This is a genomic window from Pseudomonas asuensis (genome assembly GCF_014646755.1).
Classification (GTDB): Bacteria; Pseudomonadota; Gammaproteobacteria; order Pseudomonadales; family Pseudomonadaceae; genus Chryseomonas; species Chryseomonas asuensis.
On the sequence record NZ_BMNW01000005.1, the window covers coordinates 349,863 to 374,980 of the forward strand.

The 25,118-nt window shown below is 54.9% G+C and carries 22 protein-coding genes and 1 pseudogene; 5 read left to right on the forward strand and 18 right to left on the reverse strand.

Features of this window, described 5'->3' with window-relative positions:
• Positions 1-20: 20 nt before the first annotated feature.
• A complete protein-coding gene (locus tag IEX86_RS13530; protein WP_188866650.1) occupies positions 21-785 on the reverse strand; it encodes an energy transducer TonB family protein in 765 nt (254 codons plus the stop codon).
• Between the two features lie 3 nt (positions 786-788).
• Positions 789-1,196, reverse strand: a complete 408-nt coding sequence (locus IEX86_RS13535; protein ID WP_188866651.1) for an ExbD/TolR family protein — start codon at positions 1,194-1,196, stop codon at positions 789-791.
• 210 nt (positions 1,197-1,406) lie between these two features.
• On the opposite strand from IEX86_RS13535, the gene IEX86_RS13540 reads away from it, so the two are divergent.
• Complete coding sequence (locus IEX86_RS13540) at positions 1,407-2,111, forward strand: aspartate/glutamate racemase family protein (protein ID WP_188866652.1); 705 nt, start codon at positions 1,407-1,409, stop codon at positions 2,109-2,111.
• A gap of 22 nt (positions 2,112-2,133) precedes the next feature.
• On the opposite strand, the gene IEX86_RS13545 is transcribed toward IEX86_RS13540, so the two are convergent.
• The 6 genes and pseudogenes from IEX86_RS13545 to IEX86_RS13570 all read right to left on the reverse strand — a co-directional run bounded on the left by IEX86_RS13545 (position 2,134) and on the right by IEX86_RS13570 (position 7,359).
• Positions 2,134-2,352, reverse strand: coding sequence for a hypothetical protein (locus tag IEX86_RS13545; RefSeq protein WP_188866653.1), 219 nt, complete (start codon positions 2,350-2,352; stop codon positions 2,134-2,136).
• Between the two features lie 33 nt (positions 2,353-2,385).
• Positions 2,386-2,457 (reverse strand): annotated as a pseudogene (locus tag IEX86_RS25690) (hypothetical protein); the annotation flags it as partial.
• Between the two features lie 12 nt (positions 2,458-2,469).
• Positions 2,470-3,483, reverse strand: coding sequence for a hypothetical protein (locus tag IEX86_RS13555; RefSeq protein WP_188866654.1), 1,014 nt, complete (start codon positions 3,481-3,483; stop codon positions 2,470-2,472).
• Between the two features lie 155 nt (positions 3,484-3,638).
• Positions 3,639-5,015 carry a hypothetical protein gene (locus IEX86_RS13560; RefSeq protein WP_188866655.1) on the reverse strand — a complete coding sequence of 459 codons (1,377 nt, stop codon included), beginning with the start codon at positions 5,013-5,015 and terminating at the stop codon, positions 3,639-3,641.
• A 124-nt stretch (positions 5,016-5,139) separates the two neighbouring features.
• A complete protein-coding gene (locus IEX86_RS13565; protein ID WP_188866656.1) occupies positions 5,140-6,204 on the reverse strand; it encodes a hypothetical protein in 1,065 nt (354 codons plus the stop codon).
• Positions 6,205-6,294: 90 nt separating this feature from the next.
• Positions 6,295-7,359: a hypothetical protein gene (locus IEX86_RS13570; RefSeq protein WP_188866657.1), complete on the reverse strand. Its 1,065-nt coding sequence runs from the start codon at positions 7,357-7,359 to the stop codon at positions 6,295-6,297.
• 396 nt (positions 7,360-7,755) lie between these two features.
• On the opposite strand from IEX86_RS13570, the gene IEX86_RS13575 reads away from it, so the two are divergent.
• Positions 7,756-8,049 carry a YciI family protein gene (locus IEX86_RS13575; protein WP_188866658.1) on the forward strand — a complete coding sequence of 98 codons (294 nt, stop codon included), beginning with the start codon at positions 7,756-7,758 and terminating at the stop codon, positions 8,047-8,049.
• Positions 8,050-8,082: 33 nt separating this feature from the next.
• Here IEX86_RS13575 and nhaA read toward each other — a convergent pair whose 3' ends face one another.
• Together nhaA and IEX86_RS13585 are read right to left on the reverse strand one after the other, a co-directional pair.
• Positions 8,083-9,258 carry a Na+/H+ antiporter NhaA gene (gene nhaA / locus IEX86_RS13580; protein ID WP_188866659.1) on the reverse strand — a complete coding sequence of 392 codons (1,176 nt, stop codon included), beginning with the start codon at positions 9,256-9,258 and terminating at the stop codon, positions 8,083-8,085.
• Positions 9,259-9,295: 37 nt separating this feature from the next.
• Entirely contained in the window at positions 9,296-10,384 is a 1,089-nt protein-coding gene (locus tag IEX86_RS13585) for an AI-2E family transporter (RefSeq protein ID WP_229685343.1), read from the reverse strand.
• A 464-nt stretch (positions 10,385-10,848) separates the two neighbouring features.
• Between IEX86_RS13585 and ahpC the strand changes: the two genes are divergently transcribed.
• Together ahpC and ahpF are read left to right on the forward strand one after the other, a co-directional pair.
• Positions 10,849-11,412 carry an alkyl hydroperoxide reductase subunit C gene (ahpC, locus tag IEX86_RS13590; RefSeq protein WP_010795879.1) on the forward strand — a complete coding sequence of 188 codons (564 nt, stop codon included), beginning with the start codon at positions 10,849-10,851 and terminating at the stop codon, positions 11,410-11,412.
• Positions 11,413-11,533: 121 nt separating this feature from the next.
• Positions 11,534-13,090 carry an alkyl hydroperoxide reductase subunit F gene (gene ahpF / locus IEX86_RS13595; RefSeq protein ID WP_188866661.1) on the forward strand — a complete coding sequence of 519 codons (1,557 nt, stop codon included), beginning with the start codon at positions 11,534-11,536 and terminating at the stop codon, positions 13,088-13,090.
• Between the two features lie 87 nt (positions 13,091-13,177).
• Here the strand turns inward: ahpF and IEX86_RS13600 are convergent, their stop codons facing one another.
• From IEX86_RS13600 to IEX86_RS13615, 4 genes are all read right to left on the reverse strand, one after another.
• Positions 13,178-13,531 carry a rhodanese-like domain-containing protein gene (locus IEX86_RS13600; RefSeq protein WP_188866662.1) on the reverse strand — a complete coding sequence of 118 codons (354 nt, stop codon included), beginning with the start codon at positions 13,529-13,531 and terminating at the stop codon, positions 13,178-13,180.
• A 36-nt stretch (positions 13,532-13,567) separates the two neighbouring features.
• Positions 13,568-14,917, reverse strand: a complete 1,350-nt coding sequence (gene chrA, locus IEX86_RS13605) for a chromate efflux transporter (protein ID WP_188866663.1) — start codon at positions 14,915-14,917, stop codon at positions 13,568-13,570.
• 59 nt (positions 14,918-14,976) lie between these two features.
• Positions 14,977-15,924: a CDF family Co(II)/Ni(II) efflux transporter DmeF gene (gene dmeF / locus IEX86_RS13610; protein WP_188866664.1), complete on the reverse strand. Its 948-nt coding sequence runs from the start codon at positions 15,922-15,924 to the stop codon at positions 14,977-14,979.
• Positions 15,925-16,058: 134 nt separating this feature from the next.
• Positions 16,059-17,402, reverse strand: a complete 1,344-nt coding sequence (locus tag IEX86_RS13615; RefSeq protein ID WP_505909229.1) for an alanine/glycine:cation symporter family protein — start codon at positions 17,400-17,402, stop codon at positions 16,059-16,061.
• Between the two features lie 277 nt (positions 17,403-17,679).
• On the opposite strand from IEX86_RS13615, the gene IEX86_RS13620 reads away from it, so the two are divergent.
• A complete protein-coding gene (locus tag IEX86_RS13620) occupies positions 17,680-18,303 on the forward strand; it encodes a hypothetical protein (protein ID WP_188866665.1) in 624 nt (207 codons plus the stop codon).
• A gap of 55 nt (positions 18,304-18,358) precedes the next feature.
• Here the strand turns inward: IEX86_RS13620 and IEX86_RS13625 are convergent, their stop codons facing one another.
• From IEX86_RS13625 to lhpI, 4 genes are all read right to left on the reverse strand, one after another.
• Positions 18,359-19,342: a glycoside hydrolase family 5 protein gene (locus IEX86_RS13625; RefSeq protein ID WP_308423894.1), complete on the reverse strand. Its 984-nt coding sequence runs from the start codon at positions 19,340-19,342 to the stop codon at positions 18,359-18,361.
• 732 nt (positions 19,343-20,074) lie between these two features.
• Positions 20,075-21,820, reverse strand: coding sequence for a glycoside hydrolase family 5 protein (locus IEX86_RS13630; RefSeq protein WP_188866667.1), 1,746 nt, complete (start codon positions 21,818-21,820; stop codon positions 20,075-20,077).
• An 811-nt stretch (positions 21,821-22,631) separates the two neighbouring features.
• A complete protein-coding gene (locus IEX86_RS13635) occupies positions 22,632-23,393 on the reverse strand; it encodes an SDR family oxidoreductase (protein ID WP_188866668.1) in 762 nt (253 codons plus the stop codon).
• A gap of 780 nt (positions 23,394-24,173) precedes the next feature.
• Entirely contained in the window at positions 24,174-25,106 is a 933-nt protein-coding gene (gene lhpI, locus IEX86_RS13640) for a bifunctional Delta(1)-pyrroline-2-carboxylate/Delta(1)-piperideine-2-carboxylate reductase (RefSeq protein ID WP_188866669.1), read from the reverse strand.
• Positions 25,107-25,118: the final 12 nt, after the last annotated feature.

Consider the following 25,118-nt stretch of genomic DNA (forward strand, 5'->3'; position numbering starts at 1 on the left):
AAGTTCCTCGAGTCGGGTAATCACTGCATGCTGTAACTGAAGGTGGCGGTAAACCGCAGCTGGTCCTTGCCGGCAAAGGCCTCGGCCGGAAACGGCTTGACGCTCTTGATACGGTTCAGGCTGTTGGTGGCGGCGCGGTTGAGCAGCATGCTGCTGGCCTTGTCCTGTATGCCGGAATCCAATACATGCCCGGCGCGATCCACCAGCAACCAAATCACGACATCACCCTGGGGCCGCTCAAGCGACGCCTGACGCCCGGTGGGGTACTGCTTGTAACGGTCCAGCTCTGCACGCAGACCCTGTACATAGCCGCCCTCCAACGCCTGGGCATTGACCGTCGGCTTGGGCGGTGTGGCTGGCGCAACCGGGGCGGGTTTGGCCGCGACCGGTGCAGGTGTCGGCATCGGCCTGGCTACAGGCTGCTCAACCTTGGCCACAGGCTTGGGTTGCGGTTTTGGCTGTGGCTTGGGTTGCGGCTTGGGTACGGGCTTAGGCTCGGGCTTGGGTTGCGGTTTGGGAGGCGGCGGCAGGGCTGCCTCCTCTTCCTCAACAACAGGCTCCGGCGGAGGCGCATCAACCGGTTCGGCTACAGGCTCCGGCGGTGTAACGACCGGCTCGGGTTCCTGAACAGGGTCTGGTTCAACCAAAGCCAATTCCACGGCCGACTCGTCGTATACCGGCTGGACTTTCAGTGGGGTACGCTGGGCATACACGGCGATCATGACTAGAGCAGCAAGCGCAGGCAGCCAGCCCAACATATGGCGGGAGCGATAAAACACGTACATAAGTCAGGACTTGCGAGTAGCGATGGAGACGGAGGTAAAGCCGCCCAAACGAAGGGTGTCCATCACCTCAACCAACCGGGCGACTTCTACACCCTTGTCGCTGTTAACGATGATGGTCGTCTTGCTGTCCGGCTTTTCCTGCGCCTTGAGCGCGGCAACCAGAGCATCGACCTGAATGTCCTGCCCATCCAGTTGCAATTCACCGTTGGTACCCAACGTCAGAATGGCTTTGTTTTGCGGTTTGAGCTGCTGCGCACTGCTGGCGCTGGGCAATTGAGTTTTCATCCCTAACGCCGGAATCACATTCAGGCTTACCAATACAAAGAAGACCAACAGGAACATCATCACATCGATCATCGGGATGAGCTCGATATGAGCCTTGCGCTTCTTGGGTTCGTCCCAGGTTCTCATTATGACTGCCCTCCAAAATGATGGGGGCACGCTAACAACCGAAAATGACAGCGGGGTTAAGTATTTTTGACCATTTAAAGCTCTAGGCTGGGTATCTTGCTGAGTAATCGATACAGTTGTTAACCATTTCGGCAGTACAACCGCTTCTTCACTTGCCTCGCTTTTCCTGCTCATGAGACGGTTCTAACTCTACGCTCAAGGAGCTACACCATGCGCACATTGGGACTTCTGGCTGGCATGAGCTGGGAAAGCTCGGTCACGTACTATCGCCTTCTCAATCAAATCGCCCGACAGCGCCTTGGTGGTCTGCATTCGGCGCCACTGCTTATGTGGTCGGTCGATTTTGCAAAGGTTGCCGAGCTGCAACATCATGGCGATTGGGACGGTTGCGCCACGCTTCTAATAGATGCAGCACGTCATCTGGAAACGGCAGGCGCCGAAGGTTTGCTTATCTGCACCAACACCATGCACAAGCTGGCCGAACCTATCCAGGCGGCGATCGGTATTCCCTTGATCCACATTGCTGACGCGACTGCGAAAGCGTTAACGAAAGCCGGTATGCAGCGCCCTGCCCTGCTTGCTACGCGCTTTACCATGGAGCAGGACTTTTATACTGGCTCCTTGCGTGCTTACGGCTTGGACCCACGGGTGCCAGATGCCCCCGGTCGCGAGCGGGTTCATCAGATCATCTATGAGGAGCTATGCCAGGGCGTAGTTCGGGACGAATCCAGACAGGCCTATCTGGCAGAGATCGACAAGCTGGCTGAGCAGGGCGCCGACAGCGTGATCCTGGGCTGTACGGAAATCGGATTACTGCTCACCCAACGGGATCTCGCTCTTCCTGTCTTCGATACGACCGAAATTCATGCCGAAGCCGCAATGGATTTTGCCTTGAATAAAGAGACGCTGCCGTAAGGCACGGCAGCGTCTCTTTCCATTATTGTTGAAGCACAGAAGCCACGTTGTTCAAACCATTCTGAACGACGGTCGCCGAGTCATTTCCGCTGTTGAAGTCACCATTGACCAGCCCGCCCTGAACTACTGTCGCCACGTTGCCGCTCAGGCTCTGGCTGATACTGGCCTCGTTACCGCCATTGCTCCAGCTTTGCGTCAGGCTGGCGCTATTGAGGTCACCGCTCTGGGTAATTTCAGCCATGGCCGTCCCCGTGGGATTAGCCTGGGTGATGTCGGCCTCGTTGTCATTGCCAGTCTGGGTAATTTCGGCCTGCCGGCTGCCCCAGAGCTGATCAATCGAAGCGGTGTTGCGATCTCCCTACTGCGTAATTTGCGCTGCACTGCTATAGACACTAGGCCCGCCGCCGCCCTGTACCGCGCTGGCTTGGTTGGCATTACCGGTCTGGTTGACACTGATCAGACTCGCGTCAGCCTGCTGACTAAGCGTTGCGCTGTTGGCTGAACCCAACTGATATAACTCGATCGTGCTGTTGATAACCGACTGGTTCAGAGTAACGACGTTGTCATCGCCAATAGAGCTACCTGCAATAGATGCTCCCGTTCCCGACTGCGTAGCCGTCAGCTGATTGCTATTGCCTTCCTGAAGAAAATTGAATTCAGCAAGGCCGCCCTGGCTGAGGCTAGCAGCGTTATCGTTGCCGACCTGATCCAGTGTTGTGCGAGACGTGTAGCGTGAGGTGTCCTGATCAACCTGAGCAGCATTACCATTGCCATTTTGGGAAACCGTTGCAATAGCGCCTGCCCCCGTTCCGCTTTGCTCGAGTGTAATCGCGTTGTTGTCACCCAGTTGCGTTGTCTGCCCAGTACCGTAACCGTATTGGGTCACTTGTGTCGTATTGCCATTACCAATACTGGAAGTATTGGCTGAATTGGCGTACCACTGTTGCTCAATGGTATGCGTGTTGTTATTGCCTTCCTGATAGACCGTGGCCGCAGAACCCTGGGGTTCTAGCTGATAGAGCGTCACGCTGTTATCGTCACCCGCCTGTGTCACTGTGGCAGCTTGAGCCTCCCCCTCTTGAACGACATAAGCGGTATTGCGGCTGCCGGTCTGGGCCAGATCGATTGTATTGGGCGAAAAGGTCGTGTTCTGAACAGTCTCCGCGACGTTGTCATCGCCGTTCTGGACAATGGCAGATCGGCCAAAATTTCCCGTCTGTGTCTGCGTCGCCTGATTTCTCGCGCCCTGCTGCTCCAGCGTGGCCTCGTTGTTGTCTCCTGCCTGACTTTGGATAGCGGTATTGCTTTCAGCATAGGCATGACTGCCAATAACCAACATCAAGGCAACAGCCAAGGGTTTTAACCTGAACATATGCACGTCCCTCAGTAGCGTTATTGTTGTTGTCCGGGCCTGTATCTCACAGGGTCGGACAGGCGGTAACGCACGTCTGGACTAAAGCAGTAGCTTTCAGGTCCAGGCGCTGAAACAACAGGTACTGCCGCAAGGCACGGCAGCACCTGCTACAGCTACTGCTGCACAATGGAGGCCGTGTTGTTCAGGCCGGTCTGCGCAATCGTTGCACTGTTACCCCCCAGGGTGATATCGCCATTTACCCTGCCGCCCTGGGTAATGCTGGCGATATTGCCAGACACGCTCTGAGTGATGTCTGCGTGGTTCGCACTAGAGGAAACCTGCTGCGTAATCGTGGCATCCAGGTTATCGCCGCTCTGCACGATGTCCGCAGAATTGCCCCCGACGAAGTCTTCTTGCTGAATCGTGGCCTGATTGGCCATGCCGGTCTGCTCGATAGAGCCGGAGCCGTTTAGGTTGACCCTTTGGTTGATCGTGGCCGCGTTGCTGTCGCCATTCTGTGTGATCAGTGCAGAGCCATTTACATTGTCGATAAAGAACACTTCGGTTTGAACAACGGTGGCGGCATTATCAGTACCCGTTTGAGACACTTCCGCGTTATTACTGCCCCCTCCTTGTGAAAGCGTCAGCGTGTTACCATCGCCCTGCTGGCTGGCCGTCGCGTTAAGCGATGTCCCATCCTGGGTAACGTTCATCACATTGTTATTACCTGTGATAGTACCCGTGAACGAGCCCATCCAAATGCTCTGGTCAACCGTACTCGCATTGCCTGTCCCCTCTTGGGTAAGGGCCAGAGAAGCCATGTCGGATGCTTGCGTAACCTCTGCCGTATTGGCGCTACCCAGCTGGTTAAGCGTCAGATCGATCTGACCATAGCGGCCTGAGGACTGGTAGACCGTCGCTGAATGATCGTTTCCCTCCTGATAGATCGCCATATCGCCGCCGGCATAAGAGACATACTGCTCTAGATCCAGCGTGTTTCCGTCACCTCGCTGCTCGGCCCGGATAGGCTCACTGCCGCCACCTCCGTTTTGCCGGACGGTTGCCATATTACGGTTACCGACACTCGTTATCTCCAGTTCATTGGCGTAGCTTCGCTGTAGGATGGTGTGAGTATTTTCGTCCCCCTCCTGATACAACGTGGCCACCGATCCGCTCCCTTCCTGCTGATCAAGCATGACATCGTTACCATCGCCCCGCTGCGTCACGGTAGCCTCATGCCCGCTACCCATCTGCTGATTGATCGCAGCTGTATTCTCATTCCCGGTCTGCTCGAGCTGTATGACATTGGCAGAAGAAAATTGCGCCTGCTGATTAGTCTCTGCGAGGTTGTTATTGCCAGTCTGCACAATGGCCGAGCGACTGTATTCGCCGCTCTGGAGCTGCGTAGCGGTATTACCTTCACCTGTCTGCTCCAGGGTCGCTTCGTTGTAATTACCGTCTTGCGTTTGCGTGGCAGTGTTATTTGCAGCCAGGGCATAGCTGCCGGAGAGCATCAGTAATGCTACGGCCAGGGGTTTGAGTGTGAACATGAGAGATCCCTCTAGAGAGTAAATTGACAAATCCAGGCCGTGGGCAGGCGGCCCGCGCCGCCGCTGTGCCTGTTGCGATCAGGGATTGGCATTCCTGCTGAAGCGAAGCCAATCCTTGTCTTTACTACTGGGTAATCCTGGCTATGTTGCCAGTACCGCTTTGCATGACGACAGCCGCATTACCGTCACTGAACACGCCGGAAGGACCCGTTTGCGTGAGCGCAACCTGATTAGCAGACCCCATCTGGTTAATGGTTATGATGCTTCCATCGCCGGCTTGGTTGATTGTGGCCAGGTTGGCATCTCCTTCCTGCATCAGATCTGCCCGCGTGAAGTAAGACTCTTGTGTGATGCTGGCTACGTTGTCGTTGCCAACTGAACGCCCGGAGATGGTTCCGCTAATGCTGAACTGATCAATGTTCAACTCGTTATTGTTACCTTCCTGGGTAAACCCAACGATGCCAAAGCCCCCGCTCTGATTGATGGTTGATGTGTTGACATCGCCATTCTGCGTCAGCGTCACACGCTCGGCCGGATAGCGCCCTGAGGTTTGTGTTACAGAGGCCAGGTTGCTATTGCCATCCTGAGCGACTGTAGTGCTGCCGCCACCGAAACTACCGGTCTGGTCCAGATTGATGACGTTGTTGTCTCCAGTTTGCGTAGTTTCGGCCACCATACCCAGGCGCTGGATGGCATTGAGCGCATTACCATTACCCACGGTCCGCGCCGTCAGCTCATTGCCACCGTAGCCGTTCTGTTCAACGTTATGGGTGTTGTTGTCGCCTTCCTGATACAGGCTTGCAACGGCGCCATTACCCCCTTGCTGATACAACGCCACGTTGTTCGTATCGCCCAACTGGGTAACGGTGGCGCTATGCCCAAAATCGAAGCTCTGCTGGTAGACCTGGGCTACGTTGCTATCGCCTGTCTGAGAGAGATCGACCACGCTACCTGAGCTCACCCCCCTCTGCGTTGTTTCAGCAGAGTTGGTGGCTCCATTCTGAATGATGGCCGAGCGATGCTCGTTGCCCTCCTGAGTCTGGGTAGCGGTATTGCCTTCACCTGTCTGCTCCAGGGTGGTTTCGTTGTAATTGCCGTCTTGCGTTTGGGTGGCGGTGTTGCTTGCAGCCAGGGCATAGCTGCCGGAGAACATCAGCAATGCCACAACCAGGGGCTTGAGTTTGAACATGAGAGATCCCTCTAGACGTATTAGTTGACCACTAAGATCCATGCCGGGCGCAAGAAATGGCTGCTATGCCTGGCCAGGTAAATGGGACTGCTACTGCTGGGTAATTCTGGCCACATTGCCAGTACCGCTCTGCATGACGGTCGCTGCGCTTCCCTCACCGAATACGCCAGAGATACCGGTTTGCATCAGCGCAACCTGATTGGCAGAGCCCATTTGATTGACGGTTGCGATGCTTCCACTACCGGCCTGATTGATCGTCGCCAGGTTGGCATCACCCTCCTGCACAAGGTCTACCTTCGTGTAGTAGTCACCTTGCGTGATGCTGGCAATGTTGCTGTCACCAACCGAACGCCCGGAAAGGGTTCCGTTGGTGCTGAACTGATCGACATTCAACTCGTTGTTGTTACCCTCCTGGGTAAACTCAACGACGTCAGAGCCGCCACGCTGACTGATGGTCGACGTATTGGCATCGCCGTCCTGCATCAGTGTCACTCGCCCGGCAGGGTAGCGGCCCGAGGTCTGCGTTACCGACGCCAGGTTGCTGTTGCCGTCTTGGGTAATCGTGGTCCAGCTTCCGCCCGTACTGCCCGTCTGATCCAAGCTGATGAGGTTGTTGTCTCCGGTCTGGGTAGTCTGTGCAAATACACCCTCGTTGCGCTGAATGGCATTAAGGGTATTGCCGGTACCTACCGTACGCGCTGCCAGATCCTTATACCCTCCGCCGTTCTGTTTAACGTTATGGGTGTTATTGCTGCCTTCCTGATACAGGGTTGCGACAGAGCCATAACCGTTCTGCTGGTACAGCGTCACACTGTTCGTGTCGCCCAACTGGGTAACGGTAGCGCTATGCCCATAAATAAAGCTCTCCTGGTAGACCTGAGCTATGTTGCCATCACCCGTCTGGTAGAGAGCGACCTCATTTTCAAGCCCTAGCTGCGTCGTTTCAGCCGAGTTGGTGGACCCATTCTGGGTAATGGCGGAGCGATGCGCTGAGCCAGTCTGGGCCTGTGTGGCGGTATTGCCTTGGCCGCTCTGCTCGAGAACAACGTCATTGTTAGTGCCATCCTGCGTCTGGGTGGCGCTATGGCTAGCAGCAAAAGTGGTGGGACCAAGGGAGACGAGAAGGATTAATGCCAAAGGCTTGAGCGTAGACATGAGTACTTTCCTTGATTAGTCGTAAGGCCAATAAGCTGAGCAAAAGGCAGAGCTGTAAAACCATTAACTACTCATGAAGGCCGCGCAAAGGCGTACCCGGGTGACTCCTGTAGCAATTGATAGGCAGGTTTGATGTCCAGCATCCAGGCAACGGATCATCCCACTCACCCGTGCGGGCACGTACTGCGACGCCCCACGGTAACAACCTGATCTCCAGGTATGCAGATACGGTGGCCAGACTGCTTTAAATCTGGTTTTGCCAATATCCATCGAACGATGTAATACGATGAATGGTATTCATCCTTTATACCTACTCTGGTTTATAAGACAGATCGAATAAGCGCCTCCTAGAGCAGGCCGAGCTCTCCGCCAACACAATGATAAACAGGAGTTTTCATGCAATTCGTAGTCACCGCTTACGACCATACTGATCCAGAGGCCTTCAATCGCCGACTAGACAACCGCCAGGCTCACCTAGAAGGCATTCGAGCGATGGTCAAGGAAGGGACGTTTATCAGTGGCGGCGCCATTCTGGACGACGAGGGCCGCATGGTAGGCTCGACCGTGCATGTCGAATTCGAGAATCGCGAGGCATTGGACCTCTGGTTGAAGAGCGACCCCTATGTCACGGGTCGCGTCTGGAATGAGATAGATGTACGAGAAATCAAGCTCGTTAACATCACCACATGATGCAAAAAGGGCACCTTCCGGTGCCCTTTGCTCTTAGGCGTTTTTCTTTTTGCCGACCGCAATCAGCATAAGCGCACCCAGACAGCCGGACGTAATCGACCCCAGCAGTACGCCAATCTTGACCGCATCCACCAGTTCTGGCGAATTCGGGAAGGCCAGCAGGCCGATGAACAGGCTCATCGTAAAGCCGATCCCGCACAGCAGTCCGATCCCATAAAGCTGCTTCCAGGTGGCATGCTCCGGCAGCTCAGCCAGTCCCAGGCGAATACTCAACCAGGCGAACGAGAATACGCCTACCTGCTTACCAACCAAGAGGCCCAGGGCAATTCCCAGCGGAACCGATCCCATCAGGGACGCGAAACTTACGCCACTGAACGACACGCCAGCATTGGCAAACCCAAAGATTGGGATGACCAGAAACGCCGTGTAAGGGTGCAGCGTATGCTCAAGTCGCTCCAGTGGCGGATGCGTGGAGCCGGTGCGCAGCGGAATCGTCAGGGCCAGTGCCACGCCTGCCAGCGTAGCGTGTACGCCAGACTTGAACACAAAGAACCACAGCACAATACCTACCAGCAGATACGGCAGGATACGTGTGACTCCCAGCTTGTTCATGGCGATCAGTACCAGCAGGGTGGCACCTGCCAGTCCTAGCATCGGCAAGGACAGATCCGCCGTATAGAACACAGCGATGATGCATACGGCGAACAGGTCATCGAGAATCGCAAGCGCAGTCAGGAAGATCTTGAGGGATACAGGAATACGTGAGCCCAGAAGAGACAGGACACCAAGCGCAAAAGCGATATCAGTTGCGGTAGGAATTGCCCAACCCTGAATTAAATGCGCATCGCCATAATTGAACGCTGCGTAGATAACAGCTGGAACAACGGCTCCACCGAGTGCGGCCAGCCCCGGCAACGCGCGTCGTCCCCAGGTGGACAACTGCCCGACCAGCATTTCACGCTTGATCTCGAGCCCGACCAGCAGGAAGAAGACGGCCATGAGCGCATCATTGATCCAATGCAGTACGCTCAACCCCAACACGTACTGTTCCAGCGTACTGAAATACAAACTGGCCAGCGGAGAATTCGCCACGATCAAAGCAATGGCCGCTACCGCCATCAGAATTAACCCGCCCGATGCCTCACTTGTCAGAAAGGCCCTGTAAAAGGCCTGAAGGCCATTTGAGCCTCTAATCTTGTCGTCTTGCATGTCTATCGACCTCACTCCTGAAGATGTAATCGAAGCCTTAAAGGCTTTTCTCTGATGTGTTGTTATCGGGTACGACTACGGCATCCCGTGGCCAGGCGCTCCAGAGCGCCTTGAACAGGGTGGCCAGTGGTATCGCAAAAAAGATTCCCCAAAACCCCAGGGTTCCGCCAAAGAGCAAAATGGCCAGAATGATGGCTACCGGATGCAGGTTTACTGCGTCTGAAAACAGCAGCGGTGACAGGACGTTTCCATCCAGGATCTGAATAATGGTGTAGGCCAGAATGGCGTACAGGAATTGATCACCCAGGCCAAAGCTGAACCCAGCCACTGCGGCGACAGGCAAGGTCGCTACGGCGGCGCCAATAAAGGGAATCAGTACAGACAAGCCTACGACCAGTCCGAGCAGCATGGCGTAAGGCAGCCCCAAAACATAGAACGTGGCATAACTGACCGCAGCCACGATCACGATCTCGATAACTTTACCGCGGACGTAATTAGCTATCTGCTGATCCACCTCGTGCCAGACGCGTGTCATCAGCGTCCGCTTGCGTGGCAGCATGGACAGAAGAAAGCCTACCAGCAGGTCTTTGTCCTTGAGCATGAAAAACACCAGGATCGGCACCAGCACCAAAAACGTACCAAAAGCGATGACATTGCCCAGGGAGGTCAATGACAGACGGACCGCCCGCTGTGCAAGCGTAGTCAGCTCGCTGCCTGCCGTCCCAATCCAGCCCTGAATTTGCTCATGAGTGACCACACTGGGGTAGCGCTGTTGAAGCTCATCCAGCAGAACCTGCGCCTGAGCAAACATTCGTGGGGACTCTTGTAACAGGGTTACCAGTTGATCCCATACCAGCGGCAAGACAAACAGTAAAAGCCCTAGGAATGTGCCTAGAAAAGACAGGAACATCAGCGATATGGCTCCCCAACGGGGCACTCGCCAGCGCTCCAGTCGGCTGACACCGCCTTGCAGGAGAAAGGCAACGACCAAGGCAGTAAGAAACGGAGCCAGGGGTTTGCCCAGCAACATGACAAGCGCAAACCCGAGCATGAGCAGGACACTAAGAACGACAGCTTCGTCCTGGGAGAAGTACCGGGCAAACCACTGCCTGATGACGCGCTTGATCGCCATGGTTAATGCCCCCAACGCTGGGCATGTTCAGGCCTATAGCCTGAAAAGACAGCGATTGCTGTTGAGCTAAATCTGCTTAGGGAGTCGAAGCCCTTAGAAAAAAACTGGACGAATGCGGCTCCTGGCATGCTTCTCCTTCGTCATCCTGTTTGTCGAACACGATCGATAAGGAAACCATATTTTTCCATTCGATGCCCGACAGCTGTTTTTCACAAAATGTCTGAGCGAGTGTGTCTAGACGCTTGAATTCTAATAATTCAGCCATACCACTAGCGCTTGCGGTAGTGTTTGTTGACCTCAGACACCTCCAAGTGCTCCGCTGAAAGAAAGACTTAATGATCCTGGATGGCAGGATAGGTCAAACTTATGAGATTGATGCCCACATTCAATTAAGTCTAATGTGCATAAGCGAGTATCTTATCTCTCGCCAATTCTTAACCCCTGATGGAGATTCAGTGATGTCTTTGATCAATTCCGAGATCAAACCGTTTAAAGCTACAGCGTACAAGGATGGCAAGTTCATCGATCTGACTGAAGCTGACTTCAAAGGCAAGTGGTCCCTGGTTGTTTTCTACCCAGCTGACTTCACCTTCGTTTGCCCAACTGAGCTGGAAGACCTGGCTGACCTGTACCCTGAATTCCAAAAGCTGGGCGTAGAGATCTACGGCGTATCGTGCGATACCCACTTCGCTCACAAAGCGTGGCACGACACTTCCGACGCTATCAAGAAAGTCCAGTACGCCCTGGTTGGCGACCCAACAGCTACCCTGGCTCGCAACTTCGACGTTCTGATCGAAGAAGAAGGCATGGCACTGCGTGGTTCTTTCCTGATCAACCCGGAAGGCCAGATCAAACTGTGTGAAGTACACGACAACGGCATCGGCCGCGACGCGTCCGAAATGCTGCGTAAGGTCAAGGCTGCTCAGTACGTTGCCTCCCACCCGGGCGAAGTTTGCCCTGCTAAGTGGAAAGAAGGCGAAGCTACTCTGAGCCCGTCTCTGGACCTGGTTGGCAAGATCTAAACGCCAGCACACGGTTACCTGCGCTTAGGAGCCGAGTCCCGGCTCCTTCTAGTGCCCGAACGCCCGGGCGGAATACGTCCGGGCGTTTTTATTCCCGAAATTTGTCGAGAGGTAATGCCTCATGTTGGACGCCAGTCTTAAAACCCAGCTTAAAGCCTATCTGGAAAAGGTTACCAAACCCTTCGAGATCGTCGCGTCCCTTGATGACGGCGCTAAATCTCAAGAAATGTTGGGCCTGCTTCAGGACATCGTCAGCCTGACTGACAAGATTACTCTGCGTACCGACGGTAACGATGCCCGTAGGCCTTCGTTTGCCCTGAACCGCCCCGGCGAGAACATCAGCCTGCGCTTTGCCGGCCTGCCTATGGGCCACGAGTTCACCTCGCTGGTTCTGGCGCTGTTGCAAGTGGGCGGTCACCCGTCCAAGGCCAGTGCCGATACCCTAGAAGCGATCCGCTCGCTCAAGGGCGAATTCAATTTCGAAACCTACTTCTCGCTGTCTTGCCAGAACTGCCCGGACGTCGTCCAGGCGCTGAACCTGATGGCAGTGCTGAACCCAAACATCCGCCATGTAGCGGTTGACGGTGCGCTGTTCCAGGATGAAGTCACCGAGCGCCAGATCATGGCTGTGCCCAGCATCTACCTGAACGGCGAGCCGTTCGGTCAGGGCCGCATGGGTCTGGAAGAGATCCTGGCCAAGCTCGATACTGGCGCCAGCGTTCGTGACGCTGAGAAGCTGAACGCCAAGGACGCCTTTGACGTGCTGGTGATCGGTGGCGGCCCTGCGGGTGCTTCTGCGGCGGTATATGCTGCCCGTAAAGGTATCCGTACCGGTGTTGCTGCTGAGCGCTTTGGTGGTCAGGTACTCGATACCCTGGCGATCGAAAACTTCATTTCTATCAAGGAAACCGAAGGTCCGAAGCTGGCCGTCGCCCTTGAAGAGCACGTGAAGCAGTACGAAGTCGACATCATGAACCTGCAGCGTGCAGAGCAACTGATTCCTGCCACCGAGGCGGGCCAGCTGCACGAGGTCAAGTTTGCCAATGGTGCTTCGCTCAAGTCCAAGACGCTGATCATCTCCACCGGTGCTCGCTGGCGTGAAATGAATGTACCGGGCGAGAAAGAATACCGTAACCGTGGCGTGGCCTACTGCCCGCACTGCGACGGCCCGCTGTTCAAGGGCAAGCGTGTCGCCGTGATCGGTGGTGGTAACTCTGGTGTGGAAGCAGCAATCGACCTGGCCGGTATCGTGGCTCACGTTACGCTGATCGAGTTCGACAGCCAGCTGCGCGCTGACGCTGTTCTGCAGCGCAAACTGCACAGCCTGCCAAATGTGACTGTGATTACCAGTGCCCTGACCAGTGAAGTGAAAGGCGACGGCCAGAAAGTGATTGGCCTGAGCTACAAGGACCGTAACTCCAGTGAGTTCAAGTCCATTGAGCTGGAAGGTATCTTTGTCCAGATCGGTCTGGTCCCGAACACTGAGTGGCTCAAAGGCACCGTCGAGCTGTCGCCCCGTGGCGAAATCGTGGTCGATGCGCGCGGCGAGACTTCCCTGCCGGGAATCTTCGCTGCCGGTGACGTGACTACCGTACCGTACAAGCAGATCGTGATTGCGGTCGGCGAAGGTGCGAAGGCTTCCCTGGCTGCGTTCGATTATCTGATCCGCCAGGTGTAAGTTTGACTGTGTACCGCTCTGCCGGTACACAGCACTCTCAAAAACGCAGGGTATCCATGATGCCCTGCGTTTTTTATTGCCTGCTGATCAGTCTTTTTGGGTATTACAGGCTGCCAAGCCACCTTCGATGGATACGGCCTGGGTATATCCCATGCGTTGCAGGCTTTCCACTGCCAGTGCCCCGCGGTTACCGCCGCCGCAATAGCAGACGATAGGCGCTGCCTTATCAGCAGCCAGCTCGCCGATATGCATTTCCAGAATGCCTCGGCTCAAATGAGTCGCGCCGTCCAGGTGCCCGCGTTCGAACTCATCTTTTTCCCGCACGTCCAGGAGCAACGCGCCCTGACCGACCATGTGTTCGGCTTCGACAGGCGTGACCTGCCGAATGCGCGACTTGGCTTCGGCTGCCAGTTTGAGAAAATCGTCTGAATGGTTTGCCATATTGCATCCTCTCTACAGCAGCCAAGCTGCTCCTTGTCACATGAATACGACGTGCATTAACAACCCTACCGTTGCACAGGCTAGCAGCACTTCCATGACTGCGCGCTTGAACCAGAAGAGCGCGACGACTGCTAGCAGGGCAATCACGCTTGATAGCAGGTCAAATGATCCGCTCAAGCCCTGCGGCCAGAATACGTGGTAGCCAAAGAACAAGGCCAGATTCAGGATCACGCCAACGACCGCCGCAGTGATGGCCGTGAGCGGCGCGGTAAAGCTCACCACGTTATGAGTGGACTCGACCAAAGGCCCTCCGGCAAGGATGAAAAGAAACGATGGCAGAAAGGTAAACCAGGTTACCAGCACAGCAGCCAGCGCTCCTGCGAAAAATGCAGGCTCGTTACCTAATACCACCTGTCCATATCCACCTACAAATGCGACAAACGCCACCACCATGATCAACGGCCCTGGCGTGGTTTCGCCCAAGGCAAGGCCATCGATCATCTGGGCGGGACTCAGCCAGCCATAGTGTGTGACAGCGCCCTGATAAACATAGGGCAACACGGCGTAGGCACCGCCAAAGGTCAACAGCGCGGCTTTGGTAAAAAACCAGCCCATTTGGGTAAAGGTATGAGTCCAGCCAAAGAGCAGGTAAAGGATCAGCATCGGCACAGTCCAGAGCAACACACCTGCGATCAATAACTGCCCTAACCGTAGCCAGCGAAAACCGGTGTGCTGCAATGGCAGCGTTTCATCGTCGATCAGCGCAGACCTCAATGACACAGTGCCGTGAGTGACCTGCCCTCCTACCCTGAACTGGTCTGGCATGTATTTCCCGCCTAAAAACCCGATGACCGCCGCCGCTAGAATGATCACAGGGAAAGGCACATTGAATCCAAACAGGGCCACGAACGAAGCAGCTGCAATCCCCCATAGCCAGCCATTCTTCAAGGCGCGCGTACCGATGCGATGAGCCGCCTGGACAACGATAGCCGTCACGGCTGGCTTGATGCCATAAAAGGCACCTGCCACAACAGGAGCATCGCCCCAGGCCAGGTAAACCCAGGACAAGGCAATCATAATGAACAGTGAAGGCAGCACGAAGAGCGCACCGGCTATCACGCCGCCCCAGGTCCGGTGCATGAGCCAGCCAATATAGGTTGCCAATTGCTGGGCTTCAGGCCCAGGCAGCAGCATGCAGTAATTCAGTGCATGCAGAAAACGCCGTTCGGAAATCCAGCGACGACGCTCAACCAACTCCTGGTGCATGATCGCGATCTGCCCGGCAGGTCCGCCAAAGCTTATAAAGCCCAGCTTGAGCCAGAATAGAAAGGCCTGAAACAGGCTTACCGGAGCAGGAGGCGACACCGGAGGTTCGGAGGTAGGCATATCAAATCCTTTCATTGTCCAAGGCTTGGTTATACCGCTCGCCGCCCTCGTCTACCGGCTCAGCGCACCGGGCAGACCTCGCCCCGATTGATTTCAACCGTAATGTGAACAAGCTCCTCATGGACGGAAAGCTGTTGTTTGAATTCCTCGGGCAAGGCGTCGTGAGTCGTGGCAATACTGACGATGCAGGCATACTTGCCCTTGCCCACTTTCCATACGTGCAAGTCGCATAAGGTGGCCTTGATAGGGCTTGTCGCAATGACCTCCCTGATTTCCTGCACAACCGGATCGCCCATTTGAGCGTCCAGCAGGACACGCCCTGTCTGCCTGAGCAGGCCAATCGACCAGCTGGCAACCAATACGCCCCCCACAATTCCCATGACGGGATCAAGCCAATCGGCCCCCCAAAGCATGCCGCCAATCAAGGCAATGATCGCCAGAACAGAGGTGGCCGCATCAGTGATTACGTGAATATAGGCCGAGCGCAGGTTAAGATCCTGATGATCATGAGTATGGCTATGGGCGTGGTCATGGCTATGCCCATGATTGTGGGAATCCTTTAGCAACCAGGCGCAGACGAGATTGACCAAAAGCCCCAGGAGCGCAATGCCGATAGCCTGCGCGTAATGAATAGGGGCCGGTGTCATGAGCCGCACGATGGACTCATAAAACATCAGTAGCGCTACGGCGATCAGCGCCAGGGCACTGGTGTAACCTGCCAGCACCTCAATTTTCCACGTCCCGAAGGCAAAGCGTGCATCCGTGGCATAACGCCTGGCCGCAGCATAGGCAAACAGCGACAGCCCTAGCGCCAACACGTGGGAACTCATGTGCCAGCCATCCGCCAACAGCGCCATGGAGTTAAAGGACCATCCACCCACAATCTCGATGACCATCATGATGGCCGTGAAAACCACTGCGCGGCGGGTATTCTTTTCCGCCAGCGGGTTGCTCTCGTTAAAGACATGGGGATGGGAACAGGCGTGTTGAAGCGAGGATCGGGACATCGGGATTCTCTACCCAGAGAGGCCAGGGATACAGTATTAGCGATTGGACCGCAGCATAACGATTTTCACCTACCCCAACGGGACGGGCACGACGAGTCCCACAGAAAAAAGGCCCGCCGTAGCGAGCCTTTTATTTATTTACCCGCGAAATATTCACGGGTCAGCCGGAGCACCACCGGGCTGAGCAACAGGAGTGAGATCAGGTTGGGGATCGCCATCAGGCCATTGAGCGTATCGGCCAGCAGCCAGGCAAAGTCCAGTTGCGCAATTGCACCAAACGGTACAGCCAATACGAAGATGATCCGGAACGGCAGAATGGTCTTGGTGCCCGCAAGAAACTCCCAGCAGCGCTCGCAGTAATAGCTCCACCCCAGGATGGTGGTAAAGGCAAACACTACCAGAGCAATGGTCAGGATGATGCCTCCAAAACCGGGAAGCGCCGTCTCAAAGGCTGCTGCCGACAAGGCCGCCCCACTCTGCCCGCTCGTCCAGACGCCGGAGCAGATAATGGCAAGACCGGTCATGGTGCAGATGATCAAGGTATCGATGAAGGTACCCAACATACCGATCATGCCCGAGCGCACAGCACTGTTGGTCGTACCCGCAGCCTGAGCAATACCGGCTGTACCCAGACCAGCTTCATTGGAGAAGACGCCACGCGCTACACCAAACCGAATGGCCGCCATAACCGCTGCACCAGCGAAACCTCCTGTTGCAGCCGCCGGGCTGAAGGCATGGGTAAAGACCAGACTGAGGGCGTGAGGAATCTCGGCGGCATGAGTCACAAGTACCGCCATGGCAGCAATGATGTAACCGACACACATGGCCGGGACCAGTGACGAAGCCACCGCGCCAATGCGCTTGATACCACCCAGGATGACTAAGCCAACCACCACCATGGTCACGACACCAGTCAACCACAGTGGCACGGAAAAGGTCGTCTCAAGCGCCTGCGCCATGCTGTTGACCTGCACCATGTTGCCAATGCCAAATCCGGCCAAGCCGCCGAACAGGGCAAAGGCGCCGCCTAACCAGGCCCAGCGCTTGCCCAGACCATTGCGGATGGCGTACATCGGCCCACCCACGTGCTCGCCACGTTCGTCCTTTTCACGAAAATGTACGGCCAGTACCACTTCGGAATATTTGGTAGCCATACCGACCAACGCGGTACACCACATCCAGAATAGCGCCCCCGGACCGCCCAGGAAGATTGCTGTTGCAACGCCGGCAATGTTGCCGGTGCCCACGGTAGCCGCCAGGCAGGTCATCAAGGCCTGGAAGGGGCTGATCTCGCCGCTTTCGTTGTCATCCTTGGTACGGCCCTGCCACAACAGGCGAAAGCCGGTACCCAGTCTTACGATTGGCATCAGTTTGAGGCGTAGCATCAGGTACAGACCTGTGCACAGGATCAGGACCAGCATCGGCACGCCCCAGACAAGGCCGTTGAGGTCGTTGACCAGGGTATGGAGAAATTGCACGTAGAACTCCTTACATTCATTCAACGCCAGGAAACGGGCGTCGAGCCATGAGGTCTAGCCAATGAGCGTCACGCGCTGGAAACCACGCCTGAAAAGCCGAGTACAGCTCAGCGAGAAGGAACTTCGGTGCGGTGCTCAATGAAGCTAGCAATAATGCGGCACTCCGGACCTATGGGTAAGACGTCATCCGGAGCGTGGACGGATGCTAGCACGTGTCTTTCGGTACGGGTCGGAATTTAGCGAGCCCATCGTACTACTCGTTTCCCAGGAGCATCCCATGCACCTTTCTGCCGAGGCCCGCTGGTTCTGGCCCGTAACGCCAGACGCTGAGCTGATCGACTGGTTTCATCAACGCGGCCCCTGGGCTCAGCCACCTGGAGGCGGAGCGCTCAAGACGCATCACTACCTCAAGGATGCCACTCAATCTGAAATGGGTATCAAGACCCGCGACGGCTCGGCCGTCGAGCTAAAAGGGCTGGTAGCAGCTACCTGGGACATCCTGGAGACTGCACCCTTCACGGGTCCAGTCGAGCTGTGGAGCAAATGGTATTCCGAGACATTGACGCTAAGGCCTCACCCCACCGTTCCTGTTAAAAAACAGCGTTGGCTTCGCATGTTCACGGTCGAGCAGTCAGTTGTACGAGAAATAGCGCTGGATGAAAGCGAGTCCGCTCAGGAGGCCATGCCCTGCGCCGGTTGCACCCTGGAACTGACCCAGTTGTGGGTTAATGATCGGCCTGCGGGCTGGACGCTGGGGCTTGAAGCCTTTGGTGACATACCCGCACTGGCACTGCAATTAAAAGCCGTAGCCACTCACCTGAGTGTTCACTGCCCGCCCAAATGGCCGGACGCTACGCGCAACCACTACCCCGGCTGGCTGAAACATCAAGTGGAAAATTGACGTCACCAACAGCCGGAGCCCCCAGACCCCGGCTGTGCTTATGCGCTGAAGTGCCTTAACGACCCGGACCGATTGCCTTACAGCTGGTGTCGTTCAGATGCTTTCTCAGCGTTGGCCACTGAGGACGACTCTGACCATTGATAGGCTCAACCGACATGAAATAGTCGCCCCAACCTGGACCTGCTGCCCAATAGGTAGCCGGTATGCAGTTCTGCTTGAGGTAGGTCAACATATTGTCCATGACCACATTCCAGCGAGAATCGTTATCCGGGACGCCAAACTCACCGATAAAGCCCTTCTTGTTGTTTTGCTTCAGCCACTCAACGAAGGGTTTCACTCGATTTACGCCTCTCTGGGCAGACAGGCTGTCAGCGCTCAACTGCGTATAGGAGCCACTGCCATCGGCATCGAAATAAACATGTGCCTCGTAAATCAACTTATTGGCCGGGTCCTTCAGGTCCTTGAGTGAATCGCTCCAGATCGGCCACCGCTCGGCGCTGGCCCAGGCGTTGCCCTCGACAAAAATCAGGTGGGCCTTATCGACCTGCCGTATACCATTGATGGCGTACTGCGCTGCCGTGGGCCAATAGGCAACGGCGCCATGGGGCTCATTCATGATGTCATAGCCGTAAAGTGCCGGGTGGCTACCCCATTTTTGGGCGATTCGGTTCCAGATATTCTCGAAGCGGTAATACGGCACGCTACTTGAGCCGATGATGTGGCCGCGATAACGCGCATAGTTGTGCAAGTCCAGAATGACACGAATATTGTATTTATGAGCGTAGTCCAGAGAACGGGAAATCAAAGAGGCGTACGTTTGATCCAGCGAGTACCCCAATCCCGGTTGCAGCCGCTCCCAAAGAATGGGGAAGCGAACCAGTCTGATCCCTCGCGCGCTCCACTGCTTGAACGTCTCTTCTTTAGCAAAGATATAATTCTTTTCATTAATGCCCGGTAATACCGTGCCTGCAAACTCTGCTCCCGCCATATTAAGTCCGACCAGATTAACCTGTTCGGCTTTTACAGCTGTATTTCCCATTGCCAGTAACGCGCCTATTGAAAGTACTTTCGATAACTTTCGCTTGGAACTAAACAGCTGGGCTAAAGATAAAAAACTCATATTCACCATCGTTGCCAGTAGCTTTATTACGCGCGAGCAATGCCCTGGCTCATAAGAACCATGCGTTAAAAGCCCTAATTGGCCGGCTATAGTGTTTTAGCCGACGGTTATTTCATCCTTATGATGAACTTCCCGGCCTCAGCCCTGAGTAATGGAAGTATCTGCCAGCTAATCATCGAGCTGACGACAACAATGAACGGCCTAAAAAGCCGCCATTGAGGGCATGCGTGTCGGTACACAGGCGTGGCCTGAGCAGTCGAAACGCAACTATTTGCCAATACGAGGAATGGCGAATAATGGACGGGTTGAACCGTCCGTTGAGATGCACCGCATGGCGCTAGAAACGCGAGAATATCCCGTGCCTCCCAAGCCTTTTATAGCGCGTCGGTTGACCGAATGTTCTTCAGGCGTAGGCCAGTGTGGATACAGGAGCCGGTCCTGGGAAACCCAGCCAGCATGCGGCCTTTAGCCATCATCTGGGTCTTGTTAACCGGGGGGCGCAACCATAAGCGTTTACGCTTCGGTCTGGTTGACCATTCGTCGAGAGAGAGGAAATTTGTTCGTCGGATCAACTGGTTAGACAGGCGCCGTTTGGCACAAAACAAAAAAGCCCGGGCCAAGGGCGCCGGGCTTTTTTAACTGTTAGATCACTTACTGTGTAACCACGGTCAGCGGGTTCGGATAGCCAACCGCAGAACCGTTGAGGAGGGTCGTGGTGTCCAGGAAGACACTCATGTTGCTACCGACCATTTGCACAGACTTGATCTTGTACACCTGCCCATTGGCAAGACGTACGGAGGCGCCTGTCTTGAAGGCTGTCGTATTGGCTGCCGTTGCCGGGAGCGAAACCGCCGCTGCCTTACGCATCACCCCATTCAGCCAATCCGTGTTGGTGAAGTTGTTCATCGCACTGGTCGCAACAACGGCCGGAGCGGTTGGCGCGGGTGTCGGTGCGGGTGCAGTCGGGGCTGGCGTCGGCGCAGGGGTAGTTGCACCGGTACCTGCTGTATCCGCAACGGTCAGCTTGTTCGGATAGCCAACCACTGTGCCATCCAACGTTGAGCTACTTACCCAGACGCTCATGTTGCTACCGACCACCTGAACAGACGATATCTTGGTGACCAGACCATTGGCCAGCCGTACCGAAGTGCCCACCTTGAATGCAGCAATATTGCCCGACGTGGCCGCTACAGAAAAACCTGCAGCTTTCCTGTACACACCGTTCAGCCAGTCTGCATTGGTAAAGTTATTGATAGCGCTCGTGTAGCCTGTGCTGGGCGCGGGCGCTGTGGGCGTCGGGGCCGGTGCAGGCGTTGTAGCCACAGGCGCCGTGAAAGGCCCAATGGCTGTACACGTTGTGTTATCGATGTATTTCTTGAGCGTGGGCCACTGTGGACGTTCTACGCCATTGATAGGCTCGACCGACAGGAAGTAATTACCCCAACCCGGACCGGCTGCCCAATAGGTTGCCGGAATACAGTTCTGCTTCAGATAAGCCAGCATATTGTCCATGAGGATGTTCCAGCGCGGATTGTTATCCGGTACGCCGAACTCACCAATCATGCCTCGTTTGCCGTTCTTCTTCAGCCATTCCACGAAGGGCTTTACACGCTCGACGCCATAATTCACGTCCAGCTTGTTCACATCAATAGCGGTGTAGTTGCCACCGGCATCTTCATCAAAGTACGAATGCGCCTGGAAGATCAGGTTGTTGGAAGGATCCTTTAGATTCAACAGGGAATCATTCCACCATGGCCAACGGGTCGCTTCGGACCACCCGTTACCTTCGATCATGATTGGCTTGACCTTGTCCACGGAACGAACACCGTTGATGCCGTACTGAGCCATGATGGGCCATTGAGCCATCGAATCGTGCGGCTCGTTCATGATGTCGTAGGCATACAGGGATGGCTGGCCGCTCCACTTCTGCGCGATCAGGGTCATGATCTGCTGGTAGTGGTTGTAACTCACGTTACCCGTACCAATGATGGTGCCGCGGTACATGGTGTAGTTGTGCAAGTCCAGGATGATCTTCATGCCGTGCTTGTTGGCATAGCCGAACGTACGGTCGATCAGCGCCGTGTAGGTTGGGTCCAGCGCGCCGCCCAGGGTTGGCTGCAGACGTTCCCAGATGATGGGGAAGCGAATCAGCTTGATGCCCTTGGCGCTCCACTGCTGAAAGTATGACTCAACCGGGAAGATATAATTGGTGCCGTCGATACCCGGCAGTACCTGAGCCGCAAAACCTGCACCCGACAGGTTAAGGCCAACCAGGTCGACCTGCTCAGCATGAACAACAGGGCTGGCCAGTGCTATAGCAGCAGCCAGAGGAAGCGCTTTCTTAAAAAAACGGGTGGAGCATACTTTATTCAAAACAAAGGAAGCACAAACTTTCATGTATTTACCACGCGGCTGATGGTTTTGGGCACGAGCGTTTCCATAGCCCATTATTAAAGGGCTGGCGCAACAGTCTTGTTTCACGTTGAGTTATATTCAGGCCGGACCAATAAATGGTTCGGAATTAACTCATCCTTACGAATGAACTCCCCTGCACTCGGCCCTGAGCTATGGAAAGTATTTGCTGATAAAACCAGCAGTAACAATAAACAGTTTATTACTCGTTATTGTTAAGCACTGCACTCTACTGAACTATGTATTAATGTATTAATGTCTTAATAGTTCAATCGACAATTAAACGCCCATACTAAAAAAAGCAATAAGAGCATTATCTTTAAACAAAAGGATTTCGCTTATTAACGCTTAACATCAGTAAAACTCTAATTTTCCTAGTGACCCTACTAAGCGCCACGCAAGTACTTATTCAAGTGCCGTGCCAAAAAGCAAAAGATTTGCAGATATAGTTCATAGACTTTCACCACTCAATTGATGAAATACGTCAAGAATGGGGGTTAGCGAGGAGATAATAAAACAAGAAAGAGGTTTTGCCAGTGCGCTTAAGCAGGCATTGATAATGGCAATTTGGCAGCTTCTGACGCTACTATTTCGTCATCAATCTGGCGCTCTAACGCCATGTGACGGGATGCTGACTCTCTGCCAGTACGAGGCTGAAATAGCTCTTGAAGTAGATTGCCTAATGCCTGGAAACACCCCAAGCATGGGCGATAGCGGCACGGCTCGATGTATCGCTTCAGCACAGTAGGCCGTTTACTCATAAACGGCAGGACATGATCCTGCCGTCATTATGCCGTCATTCGCTTCGATGAATGTTGAAACTATTCCAGGCTTGGCACGTGGCCATCAGCTCAATCCGGTTGATGTTTACATGCTTGGGCTGGTTCAACGCCCAGTGAATCGACTCCGCAATATCCTCAGGCGTCAGCGGATCGGTTCCGGCATACACGGCATCAGCCTTACTCTTGTCACCCCCAAAACGCACAACGGAAAACTCGGTTTCGGAAAGCCCGGGCTCAATATTGGTTACGCGGACGCCAGTACCCTGCAGGTCACAACGCAGGTTCAGCGTGAACTGTTTAACGAACGCCTTGGTAGCACCATAGACATGGCTACCCGGATACGGCCAATTACCGGCTACCGAGCCCAGGTTGACAATGCCAGAGCCAGCACCATGGGCAATGAGCCTTGGCAGTAACAGGCGGGTGCAGTACAGGACGCCCTTGATATTAGTATCGACCATGGTGTCCCAGTCATCCAGATCGCACTGCTGCGCCGGGGTTGTCCCTAAGGCCAGCCCTGCGTTGTTGACCAGACCACGAAGGGTGGAAAACTCTTCAGGCAGTGCGTTAACTGCTGCCTCGACAGCCGCACGGTCCCGGACATCCAGCACGATGGGATGCACCTTGGTGTGCGCTGAAAGCTCCTCGGCCAATGCACTCAGGCGATCTTCACGGCGGCCGGTAATGATAAGGGACCAGCCATCCTTGGCGAAGCGACGTGCTGTAGCCGCACCAAAGCCGGAGGTTGCGCCGGTTATGAACAAAGTCGAAGTCATCAATGCAGCTCCTTGAGGTTGAAAAGGATTATTCGAGAGTAACGCACTCCGTCATGCTTGAGACGGTACAGTTATAGCGAAACAGCTGTTATTTCAGCAGGTTGTGCTCTGATCAATTTTTGATCAGCATGCTGTAAGCCAGATAAGCCGTGGCCTGCACACAAGCACTCAGATGTTATTCACAGGCTTGCCCGCATTAACCGTGCATAACGTAAAGCGCTGTAGCTTTTTCCCTGTCTCACCCTCAGTGCAGCTACTCACGCACATGAATAAAGTGGCTTCCAAGAAACTGATCATTTTTTGAGCATATCTGTGGACAGTTGATGAACTATGGCTTCTGGCCATGTACCCAAAGGTTATACACAGCCTTACTCGTTAAAAACGTGTACAAATCCCGTAAATCTGACTTTCAAAATACTGATCATTTTTTGATCACCTCTCTGCAGCCCTTGCCAGACAAGGCTTACAGCAAACCTTCCAAGTGTTATCAACAGGCTTGCTCATTAAATTAGTGGGTATGTTGATAACCAGAATCTCTTTGTACTTCTAGACTTTTATCGGCTTATGCATAAGTGATCAAAAATTGATCAATCTCATACATACCCTATCTGTCATGGCCAGCAGGCATGTATCCTAAGGTTATCCACAGCGTGCTCCACGCAGAACGTGAGTAACTCACGTTTATTCCGTTGTGACGGCCTATGGAGCGTAACGCCCAAGAGAGACAGATACTCATACGCTTTAGCCTCTCCTCAGCCTCTGCACGCTACAGGCGCTCCGTTAAGTGTTATGCAGGATGTACTGGGCAGCCAGCAGGTCTTCAACTGCATAGCCTACAGACTTGAAGAGAGTAATTTCCTGATCATTATTGCGTACGCCGTTGCCCTGCAAGAGATGCTGTAACTCAGTAGTGAGATCGCTCTCCTGAATCACACCGTCCTCTAAAGCGAAGAGCAGATCGCCAGCCTCCTCCAGCGCGCCTGCACGTGTATCGACCACGATTCGTGCGCGCGCAACAGCCGCAGAATCGGTTTCTCGCATAGACGGAAGAAAAGCACCTACCAGATCCAGGTGGCAGCCCGGCTTGAGCCACTCACCCAACACCAGCGGCTCACGAGAGGTAGTCACGCAGGTCACTACATCGGCGCGCCTAACACTTGCCGCCAGCGCGTCGCTTGCCGAAACCGGATAACCCTCTCCATGCAGACGCGCAGCCAGTGACTTGGCCTTACTGTAGTCACGCCCCCAGATTTCGATCCGGCTGTAATCGCGTACAGCCATGTGTGCACGCACCATGTGGGCGGCCAGTGTGCCGGTCCCCACGATAGTCAGGCTCAACGCATCCCGGCGAGCCAAGTAATCAGCCGCCAACGCCGACGTGCAGGCGGTACGCCGAGCGGTTAGCTCTGACGCTTCCATCAGCGCCAGAGGTTGTCCTGTCGTATCGTCGAACAAGGCAAATACGGCGGCAACCGAAGGCAGATCCCGCTGGCTGTTTTCCGGAAAAACGGTCACCAGCTTGACCCCAACACCCTGGCCTTTCTGCCAGACCGGCATGGTCAAAAGCGACGCCTGTCCTTCCGGCAATGCATGGGCCTGACGGGTCGGTGTGGTACTCGAATGAGCAATCCCGCTGCGAAGCGCATCGATCAGCCCGGCGTAATCGAGCACGGTAGCAACATCAGCATTGGTAAAGAAACGGATGGAAGACATGCGAACTCCCGG

Excerpts from the sequence above, each read along its gene's own strand:
- IEX86_RS13625 (WP_308423894.1), bottom strand. The coding sequence starts at position 19,342 with ATGGGAAATACAGCTGTAAAAGCCGAACAGGTTAATCTGGTCGGACTT.
- IEX86_RS13600 (WP_188866662.1), bottom strand. The coding sequence starts at position 13,531 with ATGGCAAACCATTCAGACGATTTTCTCAAACTGGCAGCCGAAGCCAAG.
- IEX86_RS13540 (WP_188866652.1), top strand. The coding sequence starts at position 1,407 with ATGCGCACATTGGGACTTCTGGCTGGCATGAGCTGGGAAAGCTCGGTC.
- chrA (WP_188866663.1), bottom strand. The coding sequence starts at position 14,917 with ATGCCTACCTCCGAACCTCCGGTGTCGCCTCCTGCTCCGGTAAGCCTG.
- ahpF (WP_188866661.1), top strand. The coding sequence starts at position 11,534 with ATGTTGGACGCCAGTCTTAAAACCCAGCTTAAAGCCTATCTGGAAAAG.
- IEX86_RS13620 (WP_188866665.1), top strand. The coding sequence starts at position 17,680 with ATGCACCTTTCTGCCGAGGCCCGCTGGTTCTGGCCCGTAACGCCAGAC.
- IEX86_RS13565 (WP_188866656.1), bottom strand. The coding sequence starts at position 6,204 with ATGTTCAAACTCAAGCCCCTGGTTGTGGCATTGCTGATGTTCTCCGGC.
- IEX86_RS13575 (WP_188866658.1), top strand. The coding sequence starts at position 7,756 with ATGCAATTCGTAGTCACCGCTTACGACCATACTGATCCAGAGGCCTTC.
- IEX86_RS13570 (WP_188866657.1), bottom strand. The coding sequence starts at position 7,359 with ATGTCTACGCTCAAGCCTTTGGCATTAATCCTTCTCGTCTCCCTTGGT.
- IEX86_RS13555 (WP_188866654.1), bottom strand. The coding sequence starts at position 3,483 with ATGTTCAGGTTAAAACCCTTGGCTGTTGCCTTGATGTTGGTTATTGGC.
- IEX86_RS13630 (WP_188866667.1), bottom strand. The coding sequence starts at position 21,820 with ATGAAAGTTTGTGCTTCCTTTGTTTTGAATAAAGTATGCTCCACCCGT.
- IEX86_RS13560 (WP_188866655.1), bottom strand. The coding sequence starts at position 5,015 with ATGTTCACACTCAAACCCCTGGCCGTAGCATTACTGATGCTCTCCGGC.
- lhpI (WP_188866669.1), bottom strand. The coding sequence starts at position 25,106 with ATGTCTTCCATCCGTTTCTTTACCAATGCTGATGTTGCTACCGTGCTC.
- nhaA (WP_188866659.1), bottom strand. The coding sequence starts at position 9,258 with ATGCAAGACGACAAGATTAGAGGCTCAAATGGCCTTCAGGCCTTTTAC.
- IEX86_RS13530 (WP_188866650.1), bottom strand. The coding sequence starts at position 785 with ATGTACGTGTTTTATCGCTCCCGCCATATGTTGGGCTGGCTGCCTGCG.
- dmeF (WP_188866664.1), bottom strand. The coding sequence starts at position 15,924 with ATGTCCCGATCCTCGCTTCAACACGCCTGTTCCCATCCCCATGTCTTT.
- IEX86_RS13635 (WP_188866668.1), bottom strand. The coding sequence starts at position 23,393 with ATGACTTCGACTTTGTTCATAACCGGCGCAACCTCCGGCTTTGGTGCG.
- IEX86_RS13535 (WP_188866651.1), bottom strand. The coding sequence starts at position 1,196 with ATGAGAACCTGGGACGAACCCAAGAAGCGCAAGGCTCATATCGAGCTC.
- IEX86_RS13545 (WP_188866653.1), bottom strand. The coding sequence starts at position 2,352 with ATGGCTGAAATTACCCAGAGCGGTGACCTCAATAGCGCCAGCCTGACG.
- ahpC (WP_010795879.1), top strand. The coding sequence starts at position 10,849 with ATGTCTTTGATCAATTCCGAGATCAAACCGTTTAAAGCTACAGCGTAC.